Annotated in this window: 14 protein-coding genes; 12 read left to right on the top strand and 2 right to left on the bottom strand. The window is 64.8% G+C overall.

Annotated elements, in window-relative coordinates; translation table 11 throughout:
- Nucleotides 1–146: 146 nt before the first annotated feature.
- Nucleotides 147–626, bottom strand: a complete 480-nt coding sequence (locus tag GQY20_RS15910; RefSeq protein ID WP_157218089.1) for a MarR family winged helix-turn-helix transcriptional regulator — start codon at nt 624–626, stop codon at nt 147–149.
- Between the two features lie 220 nt (nt 627–846).
- Between GQY20_RS15910 and GQY20_RS15915 the strand changes: the two genes are divergently transcribed.
- From GQY20_RS15915 to GQY20_RS15955, 9 genes are all read left to right on the top strand, one after another.
- Entirely contained in the window at nt 847–3,246 is a 2,400-nt protein-coding gene (locus GQY20_RS15915; protein ID WP_157218090.1) for a TonB-dependent receptor, read from the top strand.
- 23 nt (nt 3,247–3,269) lie between these two features.
- Nucleotides 3,270–4,277, top strand: a complete 1,008-nt coding sequence (locus GQY20_RS15920; protein ID WP_157218091.1) for an LLM class flavin-dependent oxidoreductase — start codon at nt 3,270–3,272, stop codon at nt 4,275–4,277.
- A 62-nt stretch (nt 4,278–4,339) separates the two neighbouring features.
- The gene (locus tag GQY20_RS15925; protein WP_157218092.1) at nt 4,340–4,777 is read left to right on the top strand and encodes an ester cyclase; all 438 of its coding nucleotides are present in this window, start codon (nt 4,340–4,342) and stop codon (nt 4,775–4,777) included.
- A gap of 241 nt (nt 4,778–5,018) precedes the next feature.
- On the top strand, nt 5,019–6,065 hold the full coding sequence (locus tag GQY20_RS15930) for an AraC family transcriptional regulator (protein WP_198350998.1): 1,047 nt from the start codon (nt 5,019–5,021) through the stop codon (nt 6,063–6,065).
- 94 nt (nt 6,066–6,159) lie between these two features.
- Nucleotides 6,160–8,244 (top strand): PQQ-dependent dehydrogenase, methanol/ethanol family, encoded by a 2,085-nt coding sequence (locus GQY20_RS15935; RefSeq protein ID WP_157218094.1) that lies wholly within the window; start codon nt 6,160–6,162, stop codon nt 8,242–8,244.
- Nucleotides 8,241–9,548, top strand: coding sequence for a spinster family MFS transporter (locus GQY20_RS15940; protein WP_198350999.1), 1,308 nt, complete (start codon nt 8,241–8,243; stop codon nt 9,546–9,548). Before GQY20_RS15935 ends, GQY20_RS15940 begins: the two co-directional genes overlap by 4 nt.
- Nucleotides 9,549–9,664: 116 nt before the next feature.
- Nucleotides 9,665–10,747 (top strand): NAD/NADP octopine/nopaline dehydrogenase family protein, encoded by a 1,083-nt coding sequence (locus GQY20_RS15945; protein WP_157218095.1) that lies wholly within the window; start codon nt 9,665–9,667, stop codon nt 10,745–10,747.
- Nucleotides 10,737–11,723 (top strand): 3-hydroxybutyryl-CoA dehydrogenase, encoded by a 987-nt coding sequence (locus GQY20_RS15950; protein ID WP_157218096.1) that lies wholly within the window; start codon nt 10,737–10,739, stop codon nt 11,721–11,723. The genes GQY20_RS15945 and GQY20_RS15950 overlap by 11 nt, the downstream gene beginning before the upstream one ends.
- Nucleotides 11,720–13,081, top strand: coding sequence for an FAD-binding oxidoreductase (locus GQY20_RS15955; protein ID WP_157218097.1), 1,362 nt, complete (start codon nt 11,720–11,722; stop codon nt 13,079–13,081). Before GQY20_RS15950 ends, GQY20_RS15955 begins: the two co-directional genes overlap by 4 nt.
- A 173-nt stretch (nt 13,082–13,254) precedes the next feature.
- Here the strand turns inward: GQY20_RS15955 and GQY20_RS15960 are convergent, their stop codons facing one another.
- Nucleotides 13,255–14,253: an AraC family transcriptional regulator gene (locus tag GQY20_RS15960; protein ID WP_157218098.1), complete on the bottom strand. Its 999-nt coding sequence runs from the start codon at nt 14,251–14,253 to the stop codon at nt 13,255–13,257.
- A gap of 228 nt (nt 14,254–14,481) precedes the next feature.
- On the opposite strand from GQY20_RS15960, the gene GQY20_RS15965 reads away from it, so the two are divergent.
- The 3 genes from GQY20_RS15965 to GQY20_RS15975 all read left to right on the top strand — a co-directional run bounded on the left by GQY20_RS15965 (nt 14,482) and on the right by GQY20_RS15975 (nt 19,711).
- Complete coding sequence (locus tag GQY20_RS15965; RefSeq protein WP_157218099.1) at nt 14,482–15,987, top strand: aldehyde dehydrogenase family protein; 1,506 nt, start codon at nt 14,482–14,484, stop codon at nt 15,985–15,987.
- Nucleotides 15,988–15,991: 4 nt separating this feature from the next.
- Nucleotides 15,992–17,272, top strand: coding sequence for an amidase family protein (locus tag GQY20_RS15970; RefSeq protein ID WP_232476079.1), 1,281 nt, complete (start codon nt 15,992–15,994; stop codon nt 17,270–17,272).
- A gap of 135 nt (nt 17,273–17,407) precedes the next feature.
- Nucleotides 17,408–19,711 (top strand): TonB-dependent receptor, encoded by a 2,304-nt coding sequence (locus GQY20_RS15975; protein WP_157218100.1) that lies wholly within the window; start codon nt 17,408–17,410, stop codon nt 19,709–19,711.
- Nucleotides 19,712–19,723: the final 12 nt, after the last annotated feature.

The following is a 19,723-nucleotide window of genomic DNA, read 5'->3' on the forward strand; positions in this document are numbered from 1 at the left end:
TCTTACCCGCTGCATGAGACATGGCGCGTGGCAGCTTCTGCCAGCATTCAGACGACCATAAGGATCAGCGCAACTCGGCACAATCTGCGCTACGGCCAGCATCGAGCCAAGGGCGCCGGATCGGACACCAATTTCTGATCGCTAAATTACTCGGCCCCGGCCGGCCCATCGCCGGCCAATTTGGTCGCAAGCTGCTCCAGCAGGCGGTTCAGCGTGCCGATGTCGCTCTTGCGCATCGATTTGAATGCCTGGGAATAGACACCGTTGGCCGCCTGCCAGGCCTTTTCGCCGGCCTTCTTTCCGGCTTCCGTCAGCAACACCTCGGTTACGCGGGCATCACTCGCCCGCGGGCGGCAGATGACGAGGCCATCCGCCTGCATGCGCTGGACGATCTTGGTCATTGTCGAGAGCTTGGAGATGGCGTGGTCGGCAATTTCGCTTACGCTCGCGCATTCTTCCTCGTGCAGCACCATGAGCACGCGCCAGCGCGGAATGTCGAGGCCGATCGGCCGCAGCGCCTCTTCCATATTCTGCAGATAGCGTCCGCTCGCTCGCGTCAGCCAGTAGAAGGGCCAGGTTCGAAAGCTGAAATCACCTTCGCTGTGGGTAATGCTGACTTGTGACATTGCTGAAAATACAATTCCGATCCACCTGTAGAGCGTTCTGCATGGCAGAATAGCGCGGCAACGCCAAGTCCGCCCATCCTGGCGGCAGGGTGATGGCAATATGGCGAATTCGTTGCAGGATTTGGCTGGCCTTTGCCACCACGGTCTTTTGCGATCCGGTCGATCGGCATCACTATCCGCTCCGACAAGCGCCGAGAGGGCGCGACAAGGGGAAAACGTCATGAGCATCGCCGGACGCGGCTGCGCCGCCCGCCTGTTTCGCCAGTCCACCTCGTTGCTCGGCCTCGTGCTGATCGGCGCGCCGGCTTGTGCCTGGGCGCAGGATGGCGGCCCGACCGTGTCCGGCGCGGGGCTGGAGGATATCGTCGTCACTGCCCGCCGTCGCGCGGAGAGCCTGCAGACCACGCCGCTCTCGGTGTCGGCGTTCAATTCCGCCGCATTGGCGGAGCGTAATATCCAGACCTCGTCGGACATCACCAATTTCGTGCCAAATGTGCAGTTCGACAGTACCGCCAGCGAATCCGGGGGCGGTGCCTCCAGCCAGATCTCGATCCGCGGCATCGGGCAGACCGATTATGTACTGACCGTGGAACCGGCCGTCGGCGTCTATCTGGATGGCGTCTATATCGGCAAGTCGATGGGCTCGCTGCTCGACACGGTCGACATCGATCGCATCGAGGTGCTGCGCGGGCCGCAAGGCACGCTGTTCGGCAAGAACACGATCGGTGGCGCCATCCAGCTGGTCAGCAAGCGCCCGTCCAAGGCGCTGGAATATTATGGCGAGCTGACTACCGGTAGCTATGGCCGCTTCGATGCCAAGGCGGCGATCTCCGGCCCGATCACCGATGCGGTGCGTGTGCGGCTGTCGGGCGCCTATCAGAGCCGGGGCGGCTTCGTGAAACGGGTGACGCCGGATGGCGAATATACCGGCGCGCGGCAGGGCAATATGAACCGGCTGAGCGGCCGGCTGGCGATCGAGGCGGATCTGGCGCCGAACCTGCTTGCGACGCTCAGCCTCGACGGCACGCGCATCCGCGAGGAATCGCCGGGACAGGTGCTCGTCCGCGTCGACGAGAATGCGTCCTTTGCCGGCGCCTATAATGCCGGCGTTCCCAGCGGCGTGTGCCTCGCCAGCGCGGGCGCCTCGCGCTTCACCAATCCCTATTGCTACAACAGCCAGTGGGTGAGACCGATCGACACGCACGAGACCACCAATGTCGGGCCCAATAGATCCAATACCGACGTAATCGGCACCGGGCTCACGCTCGAATGGAATCTGGGCGGGGCGAAACTCAAGTCGATCACCGCCTGGCGCAAGGTGAAGGCGGATATCGCGCAGGACATCACCGCATCGCCATATTATTACAACTACATCGCTCAGTACATCAAGACGCAGCAGTTCAGCCAGGAAGTCCAGCTGCTCGGCGACGCCTTCGGCAGCAAGCTGCATTATGTGCTCGGTCTTTATTATCTGCACGAGACCGGCAAGCAGCTCTTTCCGGTCGAGCTGACCCTGGTGCAGTTCCTCTCCGGCGGGCGCATTCGCAACGACAGCTATGCGGCGTTCGGTCAGGCGACCTATGATCTCACCAGCCAGCTCTCGATCACTGGCGGACTGCGCTACACGGATGAAACCCGGCGCTTCAATCCCGCCGGCCAGGTGCTGCAGGGCTACGATTATCTTTCGGTGACGCCAGTGCCCGGCTTCACCAATCTCTTCGCCGGCGCCGTCGGCGCGCCCGGCACGCCGCTGTTTCCGGCCGGCTGGTATGCGCGCAAGAGCAAGTCGGTGACGCCGATGGTCTCGATCAACTACAAGCTCAGCCGCGACGCGATGATCTATGCCAGCTATTCCAAGGGCTTCAAGGGTGGCGGCTTCACCATGCGCTATTTCCCGCCGGTCGTTCCCGCGGCAGGCACCGATCCCGACGATATCGTCTCCTATGCCGGTCCGGAAAAGGCGACCTCCTACGAGGTTGGTCTGAAGAGCGAGTTGTTCGATCGCCGCCTGCGCTTCAACATCGCGGGATTCTATACCGATTACAAGGACATCCAGATCACCTACAATATCGATCCGGATGGTGCGGGGCCGATCGGCGCCTTCGTGCCGGTGCTCGCCAACGCCGCATCGGCGCGGATCAAGGGCATCGAGATCGAAAGTTCCGCGGCGGTGACGGACTGGCTGCGGTTCGACGGCAGCATGGGCTATACCGACGCCGAATATCGCCATTTCTCGGCGCAGGCCCTGGCCAATTATCCGGCCGCGGCAACGTTCAAGATCCCGAACACGCCGAAATGGACCTACAATATCGGCGGCACCGCGACTGCTTTCGACGATGGGAAAGGGCGCCTGCAGCTTCGTGTCGACTATGCGTGGCGCAGCGGCCAGTTCAAGGAATTCTCCAACGATCCGGCGCTTTACCAGAAGAGCTACGGCATCTTGAATTCAAGCGTCACCTATCGGACGCCGGGCAAGCATATCGAAGCCTCGGTGGGCGTCACCAACCTCACCGACAAGACCTATATCGTCAGCGGCGTGTCCAATGCGGGCATCGGCTACACCCAGGCGACGATCTCGCGCCCGCGCGAGTGGTTCCTGCGCCTGCGCTACAGCTATTGATCGGGTAGAGGCAGGCATTGCTCATGACGACGCGTTTCAGTGTCATGGTCACCGGCGCCCTGCCGATGGCCGATTATGTTCCGCTCGCCCGGCAGGTCGAGGCCTATGGATTTTCGCAGATCCACATAGCCGACGATCTCGTCTTCCGGCCGGCCTGGCCGATCCTGACGATGATCGCGATGAACACCAGCCGGCTACAGCTCGGCCCGTTCATCGTGACGCCGCAGGTGGCCAATCCGGTCTATCACGCTGCCAATCTCGCCGCGCTCGACGAGCTTAGCGGCGGAAGGATGGTCTGCGGCGTGGGGCGGGGCGGGTTCAACCCGCTGCTCGGCATCACCCATCCGGTGCGTCCGATCAAGATGCTGAAGGAAGCCTGGCAGGTGATGGACCGCATGCTGGCGGGCGACAGGACGCCGTTCGACGGCGAATTCTTCAGGGCGACCGCCGATCTTTATTTCCAATTCGATGTGCCGCGTCGCATTCCCCTGTTCATCGGCACCTGGGGCCACAAGATGGCCCGTATGGCCGGCGGCATCGCGGCCGGCATCAAGATCGACTGCACGGCGAGCCCGAAGCATATCGCGGAACTGCGAGCTGAATTCCTCGCCGGTGCCGCGGCGGCCGGACGCGATCCGGCGGGGACCGAGATCATCGTCGGCCCGCTCGCCTCGATCGACGAGGATCGCGCCGCCGCCGAGGACAGGATCCGCGGCATGCTGGCGCTGCTCCAGCCGTTCCTCGCGCCGATGACCACCCAGGCGGGCATCGACGAAGAACAGGTTAACGCCGCCTTCGCGGCATTCAACGCCGGCGATGTCGAGCGTGCCAAGGCGCTGGTCAGCGACGCCTCGATCCGCGCCTTCAGCCTCACCGGCACGCCCCATGACGTGATCGGCCAGATCGAGGAGATGATCGCCGCCGGTGCCGACCATATCGCCTTCGGCCCGCCCACCGGCCCCGATCCGACACGCTCGCTGGTGCTGATCGGGGAGACGATCCTGCCGCATTTCGGCGCGAGCGTGGCGTGAGACGGGATTTCCTTCGCCCTGCTGGCGAAGAGCGGAAAGTGACCGATGATGAAGGAGACCCCATGACCGAAAACAGCGAAGCGATCTTCGACACGCTGGAAAATGCATGGTCGAGAAAGGATATCGACGCGCTTGTGGCACTGTTTACGCCAGACTGCATTTATGAGGACATGGCGCTCAATGCCCGGCATGAAGGCCATGCCGGCATCCGCGATTTCGCCGAGGCGGTGTTCGCCACCATGCCCGATTTCACGCTCACTTTCCCCGTGCGGCTGGTGATGCCCGAGCGCGGCTCGTCGCATTGGGTGATCAGCGCGCATTGGAACGGCCCGTTCGAGGGGATCGACCGCACCGGCCATCCCATCCTCTTCACCGGCCTTTCCTCCTACAGGTTCCGGGACGGGCGGATCCTCCACAATATCGATTGCTGGGATTATACCGTGATGATCCGGGCGTTCGGCGTGCTGCCGAAGTCGCTTGCGGCGCTGGCCACCGCGTGAGAGTGCAAATGCGCGTAAGAGCGCGGCCCGAGGCTGGTGTCACGTCTACGCCAAAGGCGCTTCGCCAAACAGCCTCCGAGCGCCCCGCATTGCGGACGCTGCTTTCGCAATTGGTATAGACTCGGCGCCGATAGCACGTGATCATCATTTCCGGTTTTTGCCGGTGATAGGGCGGCGAGGTGGCAGAGGATCGGTAGCGTCAAGCCCGCACTCCGGCCCTGATGGCAAAGGGCATGGCATGATGCAGTTCGGACCCGCCTTGCGGCACATGATGATCGACCACCACTATCTGGTCGGGGCTGGTAGCCGGGCCCGGCCGCCCTTTCCAGGCGAAAGCTTCGCCAGCGCTGAACGGCTCGAGGCACTCGGCAGCGTCTCGCGGGTATTCTTTCCGCATGAAGTGGTGGTGCAGAGCGCCACCCAGCAGCTCGATTTCCGTCACTGCTATGCGTCGCTACGCGAGGTTAGCCTCAACCAGATCAGTTACGGCGCCGACGTCGACGTGCTGATCGACGGTCTGCGCCGCAGCCACTTCGTGCTCGTGATCGCATTGTCCGGTTCCGCTACCGTCGATTTCGAAGGGCGAAGCTGGTCGATGCAAGCCGGCGATTGCCTGCTGATGAATCCCGATACGCGCTATGCCTTCCAGATCGGGGCGGATCATCGCCATCTGGCGATCGGCATTCCCGCCCGGCGCCTGCTCGGCAGCGGTGCTCCTTATCAGCCCGTGCACAACATCGCCGAGCACATGGCCGATGCGCCGTGCGGTGGCGCGGGGCAGCTCATCTCCTTCCTCGATTATCTATGCGGCGAATTCCACGCCGGATCGCGGCTTTTCGGCCTCGCCCGCGTTGCTGCCGCGAACGAGGCGAGCCTCGTCGAGCTGCTGCGCGCAGCCTTGTTCGAGGAAGAGGCTGCCGCTCGCGCGCCGGGCGTGCTGCCGGGTTTCGTGCACCGTGCCGAACGTTTCATCTCCGCGCATCTCGACGAGGATATCGGCCTGGACGACATCGTCGAGGCGGCGCGCGTGCCGGTGCGCACCCTTTATCATGGTTTCGACCGGTTCCTGGGCCACAGCCCCATGCGCTGGCTGCGGCTGCGCCGACTGGAGCAGGCACGCGCCGACATATTGGCGAGCGATGGCGCGCTATCCGTGACTGCGCTCGCCAATCGCTATTGGATGGGGCACAGCGGCCGCTTCGCCAGCCTCTATCGGGAGATGTACAGCGAGGCGCCGTCGGCGACGATCGAACGCGTCCGGCTGGAGCAATTGCGCCTGCCGTCCTGAATATTGCGCGTCCTGCATAAGGATTTCGCAAGCGAGATCGCGCATTCCGGCGGGGCGTGCAGACTGACGGGCCGTACACCGTTGCTCAGGACGAATGCGAATGAAGAAAAAGGCAGGCGCAGCGATCGTCGCGGTCATGGCGGTCGCGCTCGCCGCCGGCACCGTGCCTGCCAAGCGGCCGGCCGACATCGGCTGGCCCAGCTATGGGCTCAACCCCGCCGAAACGCGCTACAGCAGCCTGGATCAGATCACGCCAGCCAATGTCGGCCAGCTGGGTGTCGCCTGGTACGCCGATTTCGACGCTCGTTCGCTGCGCGGGGTGGAAGGGACGCCGATCGTCGTCGACGGTGTGATGTATGCCTCCGGGCCGTGGAGCAAGGTGATCGCGTTGGACGCGCGCACCGGCCGCAAGCTGTGGAGCTACGATCCCGATTTCGAAGGCGGCATCGCGCGGCGCGCCTGTTGCGACGTGGTCAATCGCGGCGTCGCCTATGCGAACGGCAAGGTCTTCGTCGGCGTGCTCGACGGCCGCCTCGTCGCGCTCGACGCCAGGACCGGCAAGCCGGTCTGGACCGCCGTCACCACCGATCCGGGCAAGAGTTACACTATCACCGGCGCGCCGCGCGTGATCGGCAATAAGGTGCTGATCGGCAATGGCGGGGCCGAATATGCGGTCCGCGGCTATGTCAGCGCCTATGACGTCGACAGCGGCAAGCTGGCCTGGCGCTTCTACACGGTGCCGGGCGATCCGGCGAAAGGTTTCGAAAACAAGGCCATCGCGATGGCCGCGAAGACCTGGCGCGGCGAATGGTGGAAATATGGCGGCGGCGGCACCGTCTGGGATTCGATGGCCTATGATCCCGAGCTCGACCTGCTCTACATCGGCGTCGGCAATGGCGGACCGTGGGACATCAAGGTGCGCAGCCCCGGCGGCGGCGACAATCTTTTCCTTTCCTCGATCGTCGCACTGAAGCCGGAGACCGGAGACTATGTCTGGCATTTCCAGGAGGTGCCCGGCGATCAGTGGGATTATACCGCCACCCAGCATATGATCCTCGCCGATCTCACCATCGACGGGAGGCTGCGCAAGGTGCTGATGCAGGCGCCGAAGAACGGCTATTTCTACGTGATCGACCGCCAGACCGGCCAGTTCATCTCGGGCACGCCCTATGTTCCACTGAACTGGTCCAAAGGTCTCGATCCCAGGACCGGCCGCCCCGACATCGCGCCCGAGGCGCGCTACGGCAGCGAAAAGCCGTTCATCGGCCTGCCGTCGCCCGCTGGCGGCCATGGCTGGCAGCCGATGAGCTACAGCCCGAAGACCGGCTACGTCTACATACCGACGGCCGAGATCCCCTATGGCTACATCGCCGAGGATGCGGCCAAATTCCATTATGATCCGCGCGGCTGGAACACCGGCCAGGATCCCGCGAGGACGGCTATGCCGGAAGATCCGAAGATCCGCGCGCAGATACGCGGCATGATGGGCGGCGCGCTGATCGCCTGGGATCCGGTCGCACGCAGGAAGATGTGGTCGGTGCCGATGCCGATGCCCTGGAACGGCGGCGTGCTCTCGACGGCGACAGGCCTCGTCTTTCAGGGCAATGGCGAGGGCGAGTTTGCCGCCTATGACGCGACGACCGGCAGGAAGCTGTGGTCGGCGCATCTCGATTCCGGCATCGTCGCGCCGCCCGTCACCTATCGTGTCGGCGGCGTGCAATATGTCTCGGTCGCGGTCGGCTGGGGCGGGATCCTGCCGCTCAACATGGGCGAGGCGCTGAAGAAGGCGGTGCCGCCGCGGGTCAACCGGATCGTCACCTTCCGGATCGGCGGGCAGGCCGCCCTACCGAAATTGCCGCCGCTCGAGCGGGCGCCGCTCGATCCGCCGCCCGCGACCGCGCCGCCCGAGCAGGTGGCCGAGGGGCATCGCATCTTTCACACCAATTGCTGGATGTGCCACGGCGATAGCGCGGTGAACCACGGCGGCGTGCCGGATCTGCGCCGCTCGGCGGCGATCGCCGATCCCGCCACCTTCAAGGCTTTCGTGCTGGAAGGCGCGGCAGAGCCGCTCGGCATGCCCAATTTCTCGAAGGACCTGACTCCTGGGCAGGTGGAGGCGATACGCGCCTATGTGATCAAGCGGGCGAACGACCTGAAGGCGGATCCTTCCCAGCCATGAACAACGAGCGCGATCCGCAGGCGGAGAGGCAGCGGTTGCGGCGCGGCTGGTACGTCGTCGGGCTCTGCATGGTCGCCTATGTCTTCTCCTTCATCGATCGCCAGATCCTGTCGCTCCTGATCGGCCCGATCAAGGCGGATCTCGGGATCAGCGACACGCAGTTCGGCCTGCTCAGCGGCCTTGCCTTTTCGATCTTCTACGCGACCATGGGCGTGCCGATCGCTGGTCTTGCCGATCGGATGTCCCGCCCTGCGATCATCGCCGCCGGGATCGCCTTCTGGAGCATGGCGACCATCGCCTGCGGTTTCGCACGCGGGTTCGGCCAGCTCTTCGCCGCGCGGATCGGCGTCGGCGCGGGCGAGGCGGCGCTGTCTCCGGCTACCTATTCGCTGATCGCCGATCTGTTCCCGCGCGAGAAGCTGGGCCGCGCGATCGCGGTCTATTCGCTGGGCTCCTTTCTGGGTGCCGGGCTTGCCTTCCTCGTCGGAGGCGCGGCGATCGCGCTGGTTGGGGCAGGGGGCGATCGGCTCGTCGCCGGGGTACTGCTGAAACCGTGGCAACTGGTGTTCCTGCTCGTCGGCGCGCCGGGCGTGCTGCTCGCCCTGCTCGTTTTCCTCACCGTCAAGGAGCCCCTGTCGGCGGATGAGCGCAATGCGGTGGGCGCGGTGCCGCGCTTCTCTGCCGTGCTCCGCTTCCTGTGGCGGGAACGCGCCATCTTCGGGCCGCATATCGCGGGCTTCACCTGCGCCGCCATGGCGTTGTTCGCGCTGCTCGGCTGGTCCCCCGCCTATCTGATGCGCAGCTTCGGGCTGACGCCGGCGCAGAGCGGGCTGTGGCTGGGCTGCATAGCGCTGCTCGCCGGCGGCGGAGGCGTGCTGACGAGCGGTTGGATGATGGACCGGATGGCCGCGCGCGGCCATCGGGATGCGCCGTTCCGCACCGGGATCGTGGGTGTGCTCGGCACGGTGGTGCCGGCCGCGTTGCTGCCGGCCGCCGGATCGCTATGGGGCGGCACAACGCTGCTCGGCATCGCCTTGTTCTTCGCCTCCTTCCCGATGCCGCCTTCGACGGCGGTCATGCAGCTCGTTGCGCCGGCCCGCATGCGATCGCGCGTATCGGCGCTGTTCCTGTGCAGTAATTCGCTGATCGGACTCAGCGTCGGATCGTTGCTCGTCGGGCTGTTCAACGATCGGCTGTTCACCGTGCCCTCCGGTATCGCAGCGTCGCTGGCGCTGGTGGTAACCGTTGCCAGCCTTGGCGGGGCTGGCCTGCTCGCGCTCGGGCGGCGGCCTTACACGCGCTAGGGCGAGCGCGGAGGCTGATGGGATTGCTGCTCTTTTCGGCTCGGCCCTGCCGATATCGCATAGCCCCCCGCCGTCGAGGCCTACGATAAGAGGGCGGCAATGGTTCGGAGGATGGAATGAAGGTTGCGGTTCTCGGCGGCGGTCACGGTTCTTATGCCGCCGCCGCCGAATTGAGCGAAGCGGGTCATGAGGTCTGGTTCTGGCGCCGCGATGTCGACGCGTTCGCGCCCGTGCTGGCCGGCCGCTCCATTCATGTGCGGGATTTCAAGGGCGAACGCGACGTGGCGATCGCGCATCCCACCACCTCCCTTGCCGAGGCGATGGAGGCGGCCGAGGCGGTGATCATTCCATTGCCCGCCGATACGCATGACTCCCTTGCCAGGGCCTGCGCCCCTCTGTGGCGCGACGGTCAGGTGGCGTTCCTGCCGCCCGGCACGCTCGGCTCGCTGCTCTTCGCGCGTGCTGCGCGGCAGGCGGGAAACGGCGCGGATGTCAGCTTTGCCGAAACCGGTACCTTGCCCTATCTGGTGCGCAAGCACGGGCCGGCCTCGATCGTGGTCAGCGTCTATGCCACGCGGCTGCCGACCGGCGTGTTCCCGGCCAGGAACAAGGATCGTACCCTGGCTCTGCTCTCAATCCTCTATCCGGCGATCGAGCCGCTGGAGGATGCGCTGTCCGGCGGTCTCATGAACGCCGGCCCCGTCATCCATCCGCCGCTGATCATGATGAATGCCGGCCCGCTCGAGCATTTCCCGGCCTGGGATATCCACAATGAGGGCACCCAGCCATCGATCCGCGCCGTCACGACCGCTCTGGACCAGGAACGGATCGCGGTGCGCGAGGCGCTGGGCTATGGCGCGCCGCATTTCCCCCTCGCCGATCATTACAGCCTGGACGGCGACGAGTGGATGTACGGCCATGCCGCGCATGAGAAGCTGACCGACAGTGGCGACTGGCGGGAGAAGATCGATCTCCACACCCATCGCTACATGCGCGAGGATACGGCGCTGGGGCTCAGCATGATCGTCTCGATCGGCCGCTGGGCCGGCTGCCCGACGCCGATCGCGTCCGGCCTGCTGGCGATCGCCTCGGCGATTACCGGCGAGGATCTCTATGCCGGCGGCCGCACGCTGGAAAACCTCGGCATCGCCGGGCTCGATCGCGGGCAGATGGCGGATTTCCTGGCCAATGGCTACTGAGCGCGCACCTATCGGGGCGCTCGGTGCCGGACGGATGGGGCGCGGCATAGCGCTCGCTTTCGCCTATGCCGGCCACCCCGTGACACTTATCGACATCAAGGAACGGCCGGCGGCGGCTGTCGCCGCTTTGGCCGCCGACGCCCGTGCCGAGATCGAGCGCGATCTCCGTTTCCTCGCCTCGGTCGATGCGCTGGCGACGGAGGATATCGCCTCGGTGATGGCGCTCGTCTCCTTTGCCGGCCGGGCGGAAGCGCCCGCGGCGCTGGCGGCGTGCGATGTGCTGTTCGAAGGCGTGCCCGAAACCCTTGCGGCGAAAGCGGACGGCTTTGCTTTTGCCGGCGCCCATGTCCGTCCCGACTGTATAATCGCCTCGACCACCTCTACGATGGATGCCGAGATGCTGGCGCCGATGATCCCGGATCCGTCGCGCTTCCTCAATGCCCACTGGCTGAATCCCGCGCATCTGATGCCGCTGGTCGAGCTCAGCCCCTCGCGTGAGACGGCGCCGGAGGTGCTCGCCCGGTTGCGCGACTTGCTGACCGGGATCGGCAAGGTGCCGGTCGTGTGCCGATCCTCGCCCGGCTATATCGTGCCGCGCATCCAGGCGCTGGCGATGAACGAGGCGGCCCGGATGGTGGAGGAAGGCGTCGCCACGGCGGAGGATATCGACACGGCCGTGCGCGTCGGCTTCGGCCTCCGCTTCGCCGTGCTCGGCCTGCTCGAATTCATCGATTGGGGGGGTGGCGACATTCTCCATCATGCCAGCGGCTTCCTGTCGGAACGGCTCGACCCCGTCCGTTTCGCTGCACCCGCGATCATTGGCGACAATATGCGCGAGGCCCGGCGGGGCCTGCGCGACGGTGTCGGCTTCTACGATTATGCCGGGACGGATGTTGCCGCCTATCGCAATGCGCGGCTGGCCGATTTCGTGACCATGCTCAAGCAGCGGGGGCTGATGCCGCGGAGGAGCATGTGACGCTGGACGATCTGCGCGGGATAGTGGGGCCTGCCCATCTCGCCGAAGCCGGTGCCATCGAGCCGCGCTATCTCGTCGACGAAACCGGCGGGCCGCGCGCGGCGCCGGCCTGCATGGTAAGGCCTGCCGATACGCGGGAGGTTTCGGCCGTCCTCGCCTGGTGCAACGAACGGCGCCAGCCGGTCGTCGTGCAAGGCGGCCGCACGGGCATGGCGCGCGGCGCGCTGCCGCTCGACGGGGAAGTGGTGCTCTCGCTGGAGCGGCTGCGCGCGATCGAGGATATCGATGCGACCGCCGGCACGATGACGGTGGGCGCGGGCGTGGTGCTGCAGGCCGCCCAGGAAGCGGCGGAGGCGGCCGGCTGGCGTCTCGCCGTCGACATCGGCGCGCGCGGCAGTTGCACTTTGGGCGGCATGATCGCGACCAATGCCGGCGGCAACCAGGTGCTGCGTTACGGCATGATGCGGGAACATGTGCTCGGATTGGAGGCGGTGCTGGCCGACGGCACGATCGTCTCCTCGATGAACGTCATGCTCAAGAACAATGCCGGCTACGACCTGAAGCAGCTCTTCATCGGCAGCGAAGGCACGCTCGGCGTCGTCACCCGGGCGGTCATGCGGCTGCGCCCGCCCGCGGCCGGCGTGCAGACCGCGATCTGCGCGCTGGTAGACTATGCCGACGCGCTGGCGCTGTTCCAGCGGCTCGAGCGCAGCCTGCCGAGCGCGCTCACCGGCTTCGAGCTGATGTGGCGCGACTATCTGGATCACGCCGCGGTCCACACCGGCATGGCCCCGCCGTTCGACCGAGCCTATCCCCTCTATGTCCTCGTCGAGATCGAAGGAGTGGAGGAAGAGGGCGTGGCCGAGGTGCTCGGCGATGCGCTCGCCGCCCATGTCATCCAGGATGCCATCGTCGCCCGATCCGAGCGAGAACGGCTGCGCTTCTGGGCGTTCCGCGACGCGGTGGGCGCGATCGTCAATGCGATGGCGGTGGTCGAGCCGTTCGACGTGAGCATTCCGATGGCGCGCATCGGCGGCGTGGTCGCGGCGCTACGCGATCAGCTATTGGCGGAGGTCCCCGGTTGCTCGCCGCTTTTCTTCGGCCATATCGGCGACGGCAATCTGCATCTGGCGCTCGGCTTGCCCGAAGAAGCGTTGCGCCCGATCGCAGAGGCCATCGTCTATGATGCGGTTGCCGACGCGGGCGGCTCGATTTCGGCCGAGCATGGCATCGGCCTGCTCAAGCGCCAATGGCTCGGGCATAGCCGCACTTCGGCGGAGATCGGCCTGATGCGCAGATTGCGCGGCATGATGGACCCGAATCACATCCTCAACCGGCACCGCGTGGTGGAGGGGTAGGGGACGTCTTCTTTTTGGAGCCCCCCGCGCAAGCGCTGCCGAATTCACGCAGCGCAGGGAAGCTTCTTTTTTTGTCGTCATGCTGAAACGGTTCACCATGACGAATAATCCGCCCCCCTCCAGCATTTGTCTGCATTTGGTTTCCCGCAAAGCGGAAAGGCAGAATTCAGTATTCAGATCGGGCGCGGTCGCCTGTAGCGTAACGTCTCGGACGGCCGGCAGCCATATTGCTGGCGATAATATTGCGCATAGCGCCCGAAGTTGACGATGCCGCATTCGAGCATCAGCTCGGTCACGCTGCTGTCCGGATCGCCATGCAGCAGGGCGTCGTGCAGCTTTTCCAGACGGTAACGGCGGACATATTCCACCGGCGTGACGCCCAGGAATTGCCGGAAGCCATTCTGCAGGCTGCGCACGCTGACGCCAACCTGCCCTGCGAGATCGGCGATCGAGATCGTGTCGTCCAGCGTCTCGTGGATGATGTCGCGGGCGCGGCGCACGTGCCAGGGCGATATGTCGTTGCCGTACCGCGCGATCTGGTCGGAATAGCTGTTGCGGAAATTGCTCAGCAGCAGCTCGATCATCACCGTCGCATATTGGCGTTGCGTCCGTGGATTGCTGAGTAGAATCGGCGTCTCCGTCACCTGCTGGACGAGATGGCCGACGAGATTGCGCCAGGCAGCTGGCAGGCCCCGATCCTGCTCGTCATCGGCGTAGAAGACCAGCGGCTGGTTCACCGTGATGTTCATCACCTGGGTGAGATAATCCTCGAACGCCTGCTGGGCGAGACGTACGGTGCGATGGCGGCATTGCGAGGTCATGCGGATCTTGATCGGTCCGCCGGGTGAGCTGATGTGCAGATTGTCGACCCGCATCTCATGCTGCCGCCCGCCGACCAGCACCGTGCTGCAGCCCCGCAACGCTGCATGGATCAGATAATGGCCCTCGATCGCACCCGGGTCGATCCACACGTCGGTGCCATATTGGATATCGACGATCTGGGCGGGCGCGATCTCGAAGCAGCTGAGCTTCGCGCTCATCTGCGCGGGATCGCCGACATCCATCCGGTGTGGCACCAGCGTGCGGCCCACATAGTCGAGCGTTTCGCCCGGATCGGACGACAGGAAGTCCCTTTTGGTCGGCGCAGCATTGGACAGTGCAAAGGACGGCATGAGACCTCCCTCGCCAGGCATGAGTTCGCGGCGACCCCTATGCGCCGCATACCCCACCCCGACATCAGACGCGCTTGAGAGGAAATCGCACGGAACGTGAATTGTCAACGAAAGCCTGCGCAGCCATCCTGCCAATCCTGCCAATTTCGCATCGCCGCTTCGTGTTGTGGATAGCGGCAAGCCGCGCGGAACCTAGTCTGCGCGTCATTGCAGCCCACAGGAGTTTCCATGAGTGACATGATCGATCAGAAGAGCCGTCTCGGCGCGGCCGCCCGCGGCTTCGTCGCGAAGCCGGGCCGGATGCTGATCGACGGCCAGTGGGTCGAGTCGGTATCGGGCGAGTCGATCACCGTCTTCGATCCGGCGACCGGCCTCGAGATCAAGCGGGTGCCGGCCGGCACCGCCGCCGATATCGACAGGGCGGTGTCCGCTGCGCGCCGCGCCTTCGAGGGATCGTGGAGCGCGCTCCGTCCCGTCGAGCGCGAGCGGCTGCTGCTCAAGCTGGCCGATCTCGTCGAGGCGAATGCAGAGGAGCTGGCAGAGCTCGAGACGCTCGACAACGGCAAGATCTTGATGATGGCCCGCTACGGCGATCTGCGCCTTGCGATCGATTCGCTGCGCTACATGGCGGGCTGGGCGACCAAGATAGAGGGCACCACGATCAGCCCGTCCTTCGCCTATGTGCCGGACGCGCGCTTCGCCTCGCAGACGCTGCGCGAGCCGGTCGGCGTCGTCGGTCAGATCATTCCGTGGAATTTTCCGCTGGTGATGGCGGTCTGGAAGATCGCGCCGGCGCTGGCGGCGGGCTGCACGGTGGTGCTGAAGCCGGCCGAGGATACGCCGCTCACCGCGTTGCGCCTCGGCGAGCTGATCTGCGAGGCGGGCTTCCCCGACGGCGCCGTCAACATCGTCACCGGCGATGCAGGGCCAGGGGCTGCGTTGGTCGATCATCCGGGCGTCGACAAGATTGCCTTCACCGGCTCCACGGAAGTCGGCCAGATCATTCAGCGCCGCGCGGCGGACACGATGAAGCGTCTCTCGCTCGAGCTCGGCGGCAAATCGCCCGTGGTGATCCTCAAGGATGCGGATGTCGGCCAGGCGGTCCAGGGTGCGGCCCAGGCGATCTTCTTCAACCACGGCCAGGTCTGCACCGCCGGTTCTCGCCTGTTCGTCGAGCGGCCGCTCTACGATGCGGTGATCGAGGGGCTTGCCGAAGTCGCCAATGGCTTCGTCGTCGGTTCGGGCTTCGATCAGGCGAGCCAGATGGGTCCGCTGATCTCCTCGAGGCAGCGCGACCGCGTGCAATCCTATCTCGAATCCGGCCAGCGCGAGGGCGGCCGGCTGGTCGCGGGCGGCACGGCTATCGACGGGCCCGGCTATTTCTTCCGCCCGGCCGTCTTCGCCGACGCGCGGCCCGACATGACCATCTACCGTGAGGAGATCTTCGGTCCGGTGCTCGCCGCGACGCCGTTCGACGATCTGGACAGCGCCGTCGCCATGGCGAACGACAGCAGCTATGGGCTCGGCGCGAGCGTCTGGACCAGGGATCTCCTGCTCGCCAACCGCGTCGTGCGCGCACTGAAGGCTGGCAGCGTGTGGATCAACTGTCACAATCTGCTCGATCCGGCGGTGCCCTTCGGCGGATACAAGATGTCCGGCTACGGCAAGGAGCTCGGCCATTCGGCAATCGATCTCTATACCGAGAGCAAGGCCGTCACCATGGCGCTGGGCTGATCCCGTGGCGCGCGGGTCCGATCCGATGCAGGCACTGACCCGGGCCCGCGCGCTCAACGCGATCGCATTCGCCGCGGAGCATGCGGTTGATCCGGAGGGCGAGGGGCCGCTCGTCCTGGTCAAGGACAATATCGCGGTCCGCGGCATGCCCTGGACGGCGGGCAGCCCCCTCTTCGTTGATGTCGTCGCGCCGCGCGATGCCGCCGCGGTGACGCTGATCGCGGCGGCCGGCGGTCGTCCGGCCATCCGCACGACCCTGCACGAACTCGCCTTCGGCGTTACCGGCGCGAATGGCTGGACCGGCCCGATCCTCAATCCCTTCTCCGCCGACCATATGGCCGGCGGGTCGAGCGGTGGCTCGGCCGCAGCGCTCGCGGTCGGCCTCGGCGATGTCTCGCTCGTCACCGATACGGGCGGCTCGGCGCGCATTCCCGCTGCCCATTGCGGCATCCTCGGCTTTCGCCCCAGCACCGGCCGTTACCCGGCGGACGGATTGATCGGTCTGTCTCCAAGCCGGGACACGATCGGCCTCATGGCCCGCGATCTCGATGCGATCCGCTGGGCGGATGCCGTGCTGACGCCAGGGCAGGGCGGTCCGGCCCTCCCGAACGCGAGGCGTATCGGCGTCGTCGCGCAGGACATGCTCGGCCCGATCGCCCCTGACGTCGCGACTGCCTATCTCCGCCTGTGCGATCTGCTGCGCGATGCGGGCTGGGAACTGCGGACCGTCGATCTTTCGGCTATCTTCGCATGCGACGAGGCCTGCGGCTTTGCCATTGCGATGCACGAGACACATCAGTCGCTGCTCTCGGCGGTTCCGGCGCTGACCGGCCACGCCTATGGCGACCGGCTCGATGCCGTTGCCACGCCCGACGTCGCGCACATGCTGGCGCTCGCTGCGCAGCCGCTCGGCGACGGCGTCTATGCCGAAGCGATCGGCCGTGGCTGGCCGGCGCTGCGCGCCGCTTATGCGGGAGTGTTCGGAAGCGGCGTCGATTTCCTCCTGACGCCGACCTCCCCGATGACGGCGCCGCCTGTCGGTACGGACGCGACGATGGAGTTCGGCGGCGAGACACTGGCCGTCTTCCCGGCCTATACACGCTTCACCCGTCCGGACAGCATGGCCGGCCTGCCTTCGATCAGCATGCCCTTTGGCGCCGACGGTACGGGCCTGCCGATCGGCATGATGCTTGCCGCGCCGCGTTTTGCCGATCGCGCACTCCTCGATGCAGCCGGCGCGTTGCTTGCCATTGAGGGTTTTCCTGCTGCGCCTGCCGCGCTTTGATGCTCACCGCGCACAATGACTGCCGATACTGAATAGCGGCGAAACGACTTAGACGGAATGATGTCTCCAATCGAAGCCGCGGCGCCAGATCCGAGGCCGATCCGCAGGGAACATCTTAAAGCGGGAGACTGACATATGGTCGTGAACGTCGTGCGCCGTCGCGCGCAGGGAACCCTACGCCTTTTCCTCGTCACCAGCGCCCTTTCGGCCGTCGGCGTTCCCGCCATGGCGCAAGAGCAGGCAGCGCCGGATGCCGGCGCCTCGTCTCAGGGGCTGGAGGCGATCGTCGTCACCGCGCGCAAGCAGCGCGAGAATATGCAGACCACGCCGATCTCGATCACCGCGTTCAGCTCGGAGCGCCTGGAAGCGCAAGGCATTACCCAGATCAGCCGTATCCAGGATTTCACGCCCAATCTCACCTTCGCCAATGTCCCATCGAACAGCGGCATCGCGTCGAATGCGGCTGTGTATATTCGCGGTATCGGCCAGAACGACTTCGCGCCCACAGTCGAACCCGGCGTCGGTATCTATATCGATGGCGTCTATCTCGGTCGCACGGCCGGCGGTGTCTTCGATCTGATCGACGTCGATTCCGTCGAAGTGCTGCGCGGCCCGCAGGGCACGCTGTTCGGCCGCAACACGATCGGCGGCGCGATCAACATCACCACCGTGCAGCCCAGTAACAGCTTCCATGCCAAGGGCGATATCAAATATGGCACGGACAACCGCATCAACGTGCGGGCCATGGTAACCGGGCCGATCACCGACAGCCTTTCGGCCAAGATCAGCGGCGGCATCTTCTCGCAGGACGGTTATGTCAACGCGCCCTACCTGCACAAGAAACTGGGCAATCAGGATACCAAGATGATCCGCGGCGCGTTGAAGTTCGCGCCCGTCGGCAGCGGATTCAGCGCCACGCTTGCAGGCGATTATACCCGCGACAAGAGCAACGGCGCCCCGGTGACCATCTCCGGTATCGATCCGACCGCGACGGGCAGCTTCGTGACGCTCAACAACTATATCGCCACGGGATTCGGCAATCCTGCCGATTGCCTTACCGCGGCGATGGCGTCCAACACCGCCTGCTACAATCAGCGCCTGTTCAGCAAGGATACCAACTATTCGACAGGCACGACCTTCTCCGACCTCGAGCTGTGGTCGGCCTCGCTTACCCTGTCCTATGATCTGACCGACAAAATCCAGTTGAAGTCGATCAGCGCGCTTCGCCGGATCAACGGATCCTTCGCCCAGGATCGCGACGGATCGAACCTGACGATAAACCATGTCTACGACATATTCACACAGAAGCAGTTCAGCCAGGAGCTGCAGGTGGTCGGTAAGGCATTCGACGATCGTCTGAACTGGGTTGCCGGCCTCTATTATTTCCAGGAGAAAGGCGAGGATATCAATCCGCTTCATTTCCTCGTCGTGGAAGCCCAGTCGGGCGGATATTATGATTATAAGGATTGGGCGGCGTTCGCCCAGCTCGGCTACAAGATCACGGACAAGCTGACGCTCACCGGAGGTCTGCGCTACACCCAGGACCGCAAGAGCTATCTGCCCGATCAATATGTCGTCTCGACGCTCGCGCCTTTCCTCGTCATACCTCCGGGCACGCGCATCGTGCCCTACGAAACGGTGAAGGCGAACGTCAACAAGCTGACGCCGATGGTGAATCTCTCCTACCAGGCCGATCGCGACCTGATGCTCTACGCAACCTATTCCCAAGGCTTCAAAGGCGGCGGCTACACACAGCGCATCTTCCCGCCGGAGCCCAGCCTGCCGAGCTTCAAGCCGGAAACGGTGGATTCCTACGAGGCCGGTTTCAAATTCCAGGGATTCAACAATCGCCTGCGCTTCAACGCAGCAGCCTATTATACTGACTATAAGGACATGCAGCTGCTGGTTGCGGATGCGTCGCGGGTCGGACCGTTCATCACCAACGCCGGCAAGGCGCGCATCCAGGGCTTTGAACTGGAGACCAACATCGCCCCCGGAGAGGGTTGGAGGATCAACGGTTCGCTCGGTCTCACCGACGCCAAGTTCAAGAAGCTTGTCGCAGGTGTCCAGGGCCTGACGCTCGATTCCAAGTTCGTGCTGGTCTCGAAATGGACGGCCAGCGCATCGGTCGAGAAGGATATCGAACTCGGTGATCTCGGATCGGTCACGCCACACGGGGACTGGACGTATCGGTCCGGTTTCTTTACGAACGCGAACGGCATCAATACGCCCGAACTTTACCAGCCCGGCTACAGCCTGTTCAACGCGAACGTCCGCTGGCAGGATTCGCGCAAGATCTATTCGCTCAGTGTCGGCGTCGATAATATCGGCAACAAGAAATATCGCATCTTCGGCGATTATCAGCCCTCGTTCGGCTTCTACATGCAGGCCTATGACCGCGGCCGGCAATATTATGTGAAAGCGGGCTTCTCCTTCTGATCGGAGCGGGGC

The organism is Flavisphingomonas formosensis (assembly GCF_009755815.1).
Taxonomy (GTDB): domain Bacteria; phylum Pseudomonadota; class Alphaproteobacteria; order Sphingomonadales; family Sphingomonadaceae; genus Flavisphingomonas; species Flavisphingomonas formosensis.

What these genes read in the sequence shown, in the direction of transcription:
- GQY20_RS15910 (WP_157218089.1), bottom strand. Translation starts at nt 626, where the DNA reads ATGTCACAAGTCAGCATTACCCACAGCGAAGGTGATTTCAGCTTTCGA.
- GQY20_RS15915 (WP_157218090.1), top strand. Translation starts at nt 847, where the DNA reads ATGAGCATCGCCGGACGCGGCTGCGCCGCCCGCCTGTTTCGCCAGTCC.
- GQY20_RS15920 (WP_157218091.1), top strand. Translation starts at nt 3,270, where the DNA reads ATGACGACGCGTTTCAGTGTCATGGTCACCGGCGCCCTGCCGATGGCC.
- GQY20_RS15925 (WP_157218092.1), top strand. Translation starts at nt 4,340, where the DNA reads ATGACCGAAAACAGCGAAGCGATCTTCGACACGCTGGAAAATGCATGG.
- GQY20_RS15930 (WP_198350998.1), top strand. Translation starts at nt 5,019, where the DNA reads ATGCAGTTCGGACCCGCCTTGCGGCACATGATGATCGACCACCACTAT.
- GQY20_RS15935 (WP_157218094.1), top strand. Translation starts at nt 6,160, where the DNA reads ATGCGAATGAAGAAAAAGGCAGGCGCAGCGATCGTCGCGGTCATGGCG.
- GQY20_RS15940 (WP_198350999.1), top strand. Translation starts at nt 8,241, where the DNA reads ATGAACAACGAGCGCGATCCGCAGGCGGAGAGGCAGCGGTTGCGGCGC.
- GQY20_RS15945 (WP_157218095.1), top strand. Translation starts at nt 9,665, where the DNA reads ATGAAGGTTGCGGTTCTCGGCGGCGGTCACGGTTCTTATGCCGCCGCC.
- GQY20_RS15950 (WP_157218096.1), top strand. Translation starts at nt 10,737, where the DNA reads ATGGCTACTGAGCGCGCACCTATCGGGGCGCTCGGTGCCGGACGGATG.
- GQY20_RS15960 (WP_157218098.1), bottom strand. Translation starts at nt 14,253, where the DNA reads ATGCCGTCCTTTGCACTGTCCAATGCTGCGCCGACCAAAAGGGACTTC.
- GQY20_RS15965 (WP_157218099.1), top strand. Translation starts at nt 14,482, where the DNA reads ATGAGTGACATGATCGATCAGAAGAGCCGTCTCGGCGCGGCCGCCCGC.
- GQY20_RS15975 (WP_157218100.1), top strand. Translation starts at nt 17,408, where the DNA reads ATGGTCGTGAACGTCGTGCGCCGTCGCGCGCAGGGAACCCTACGCCTT.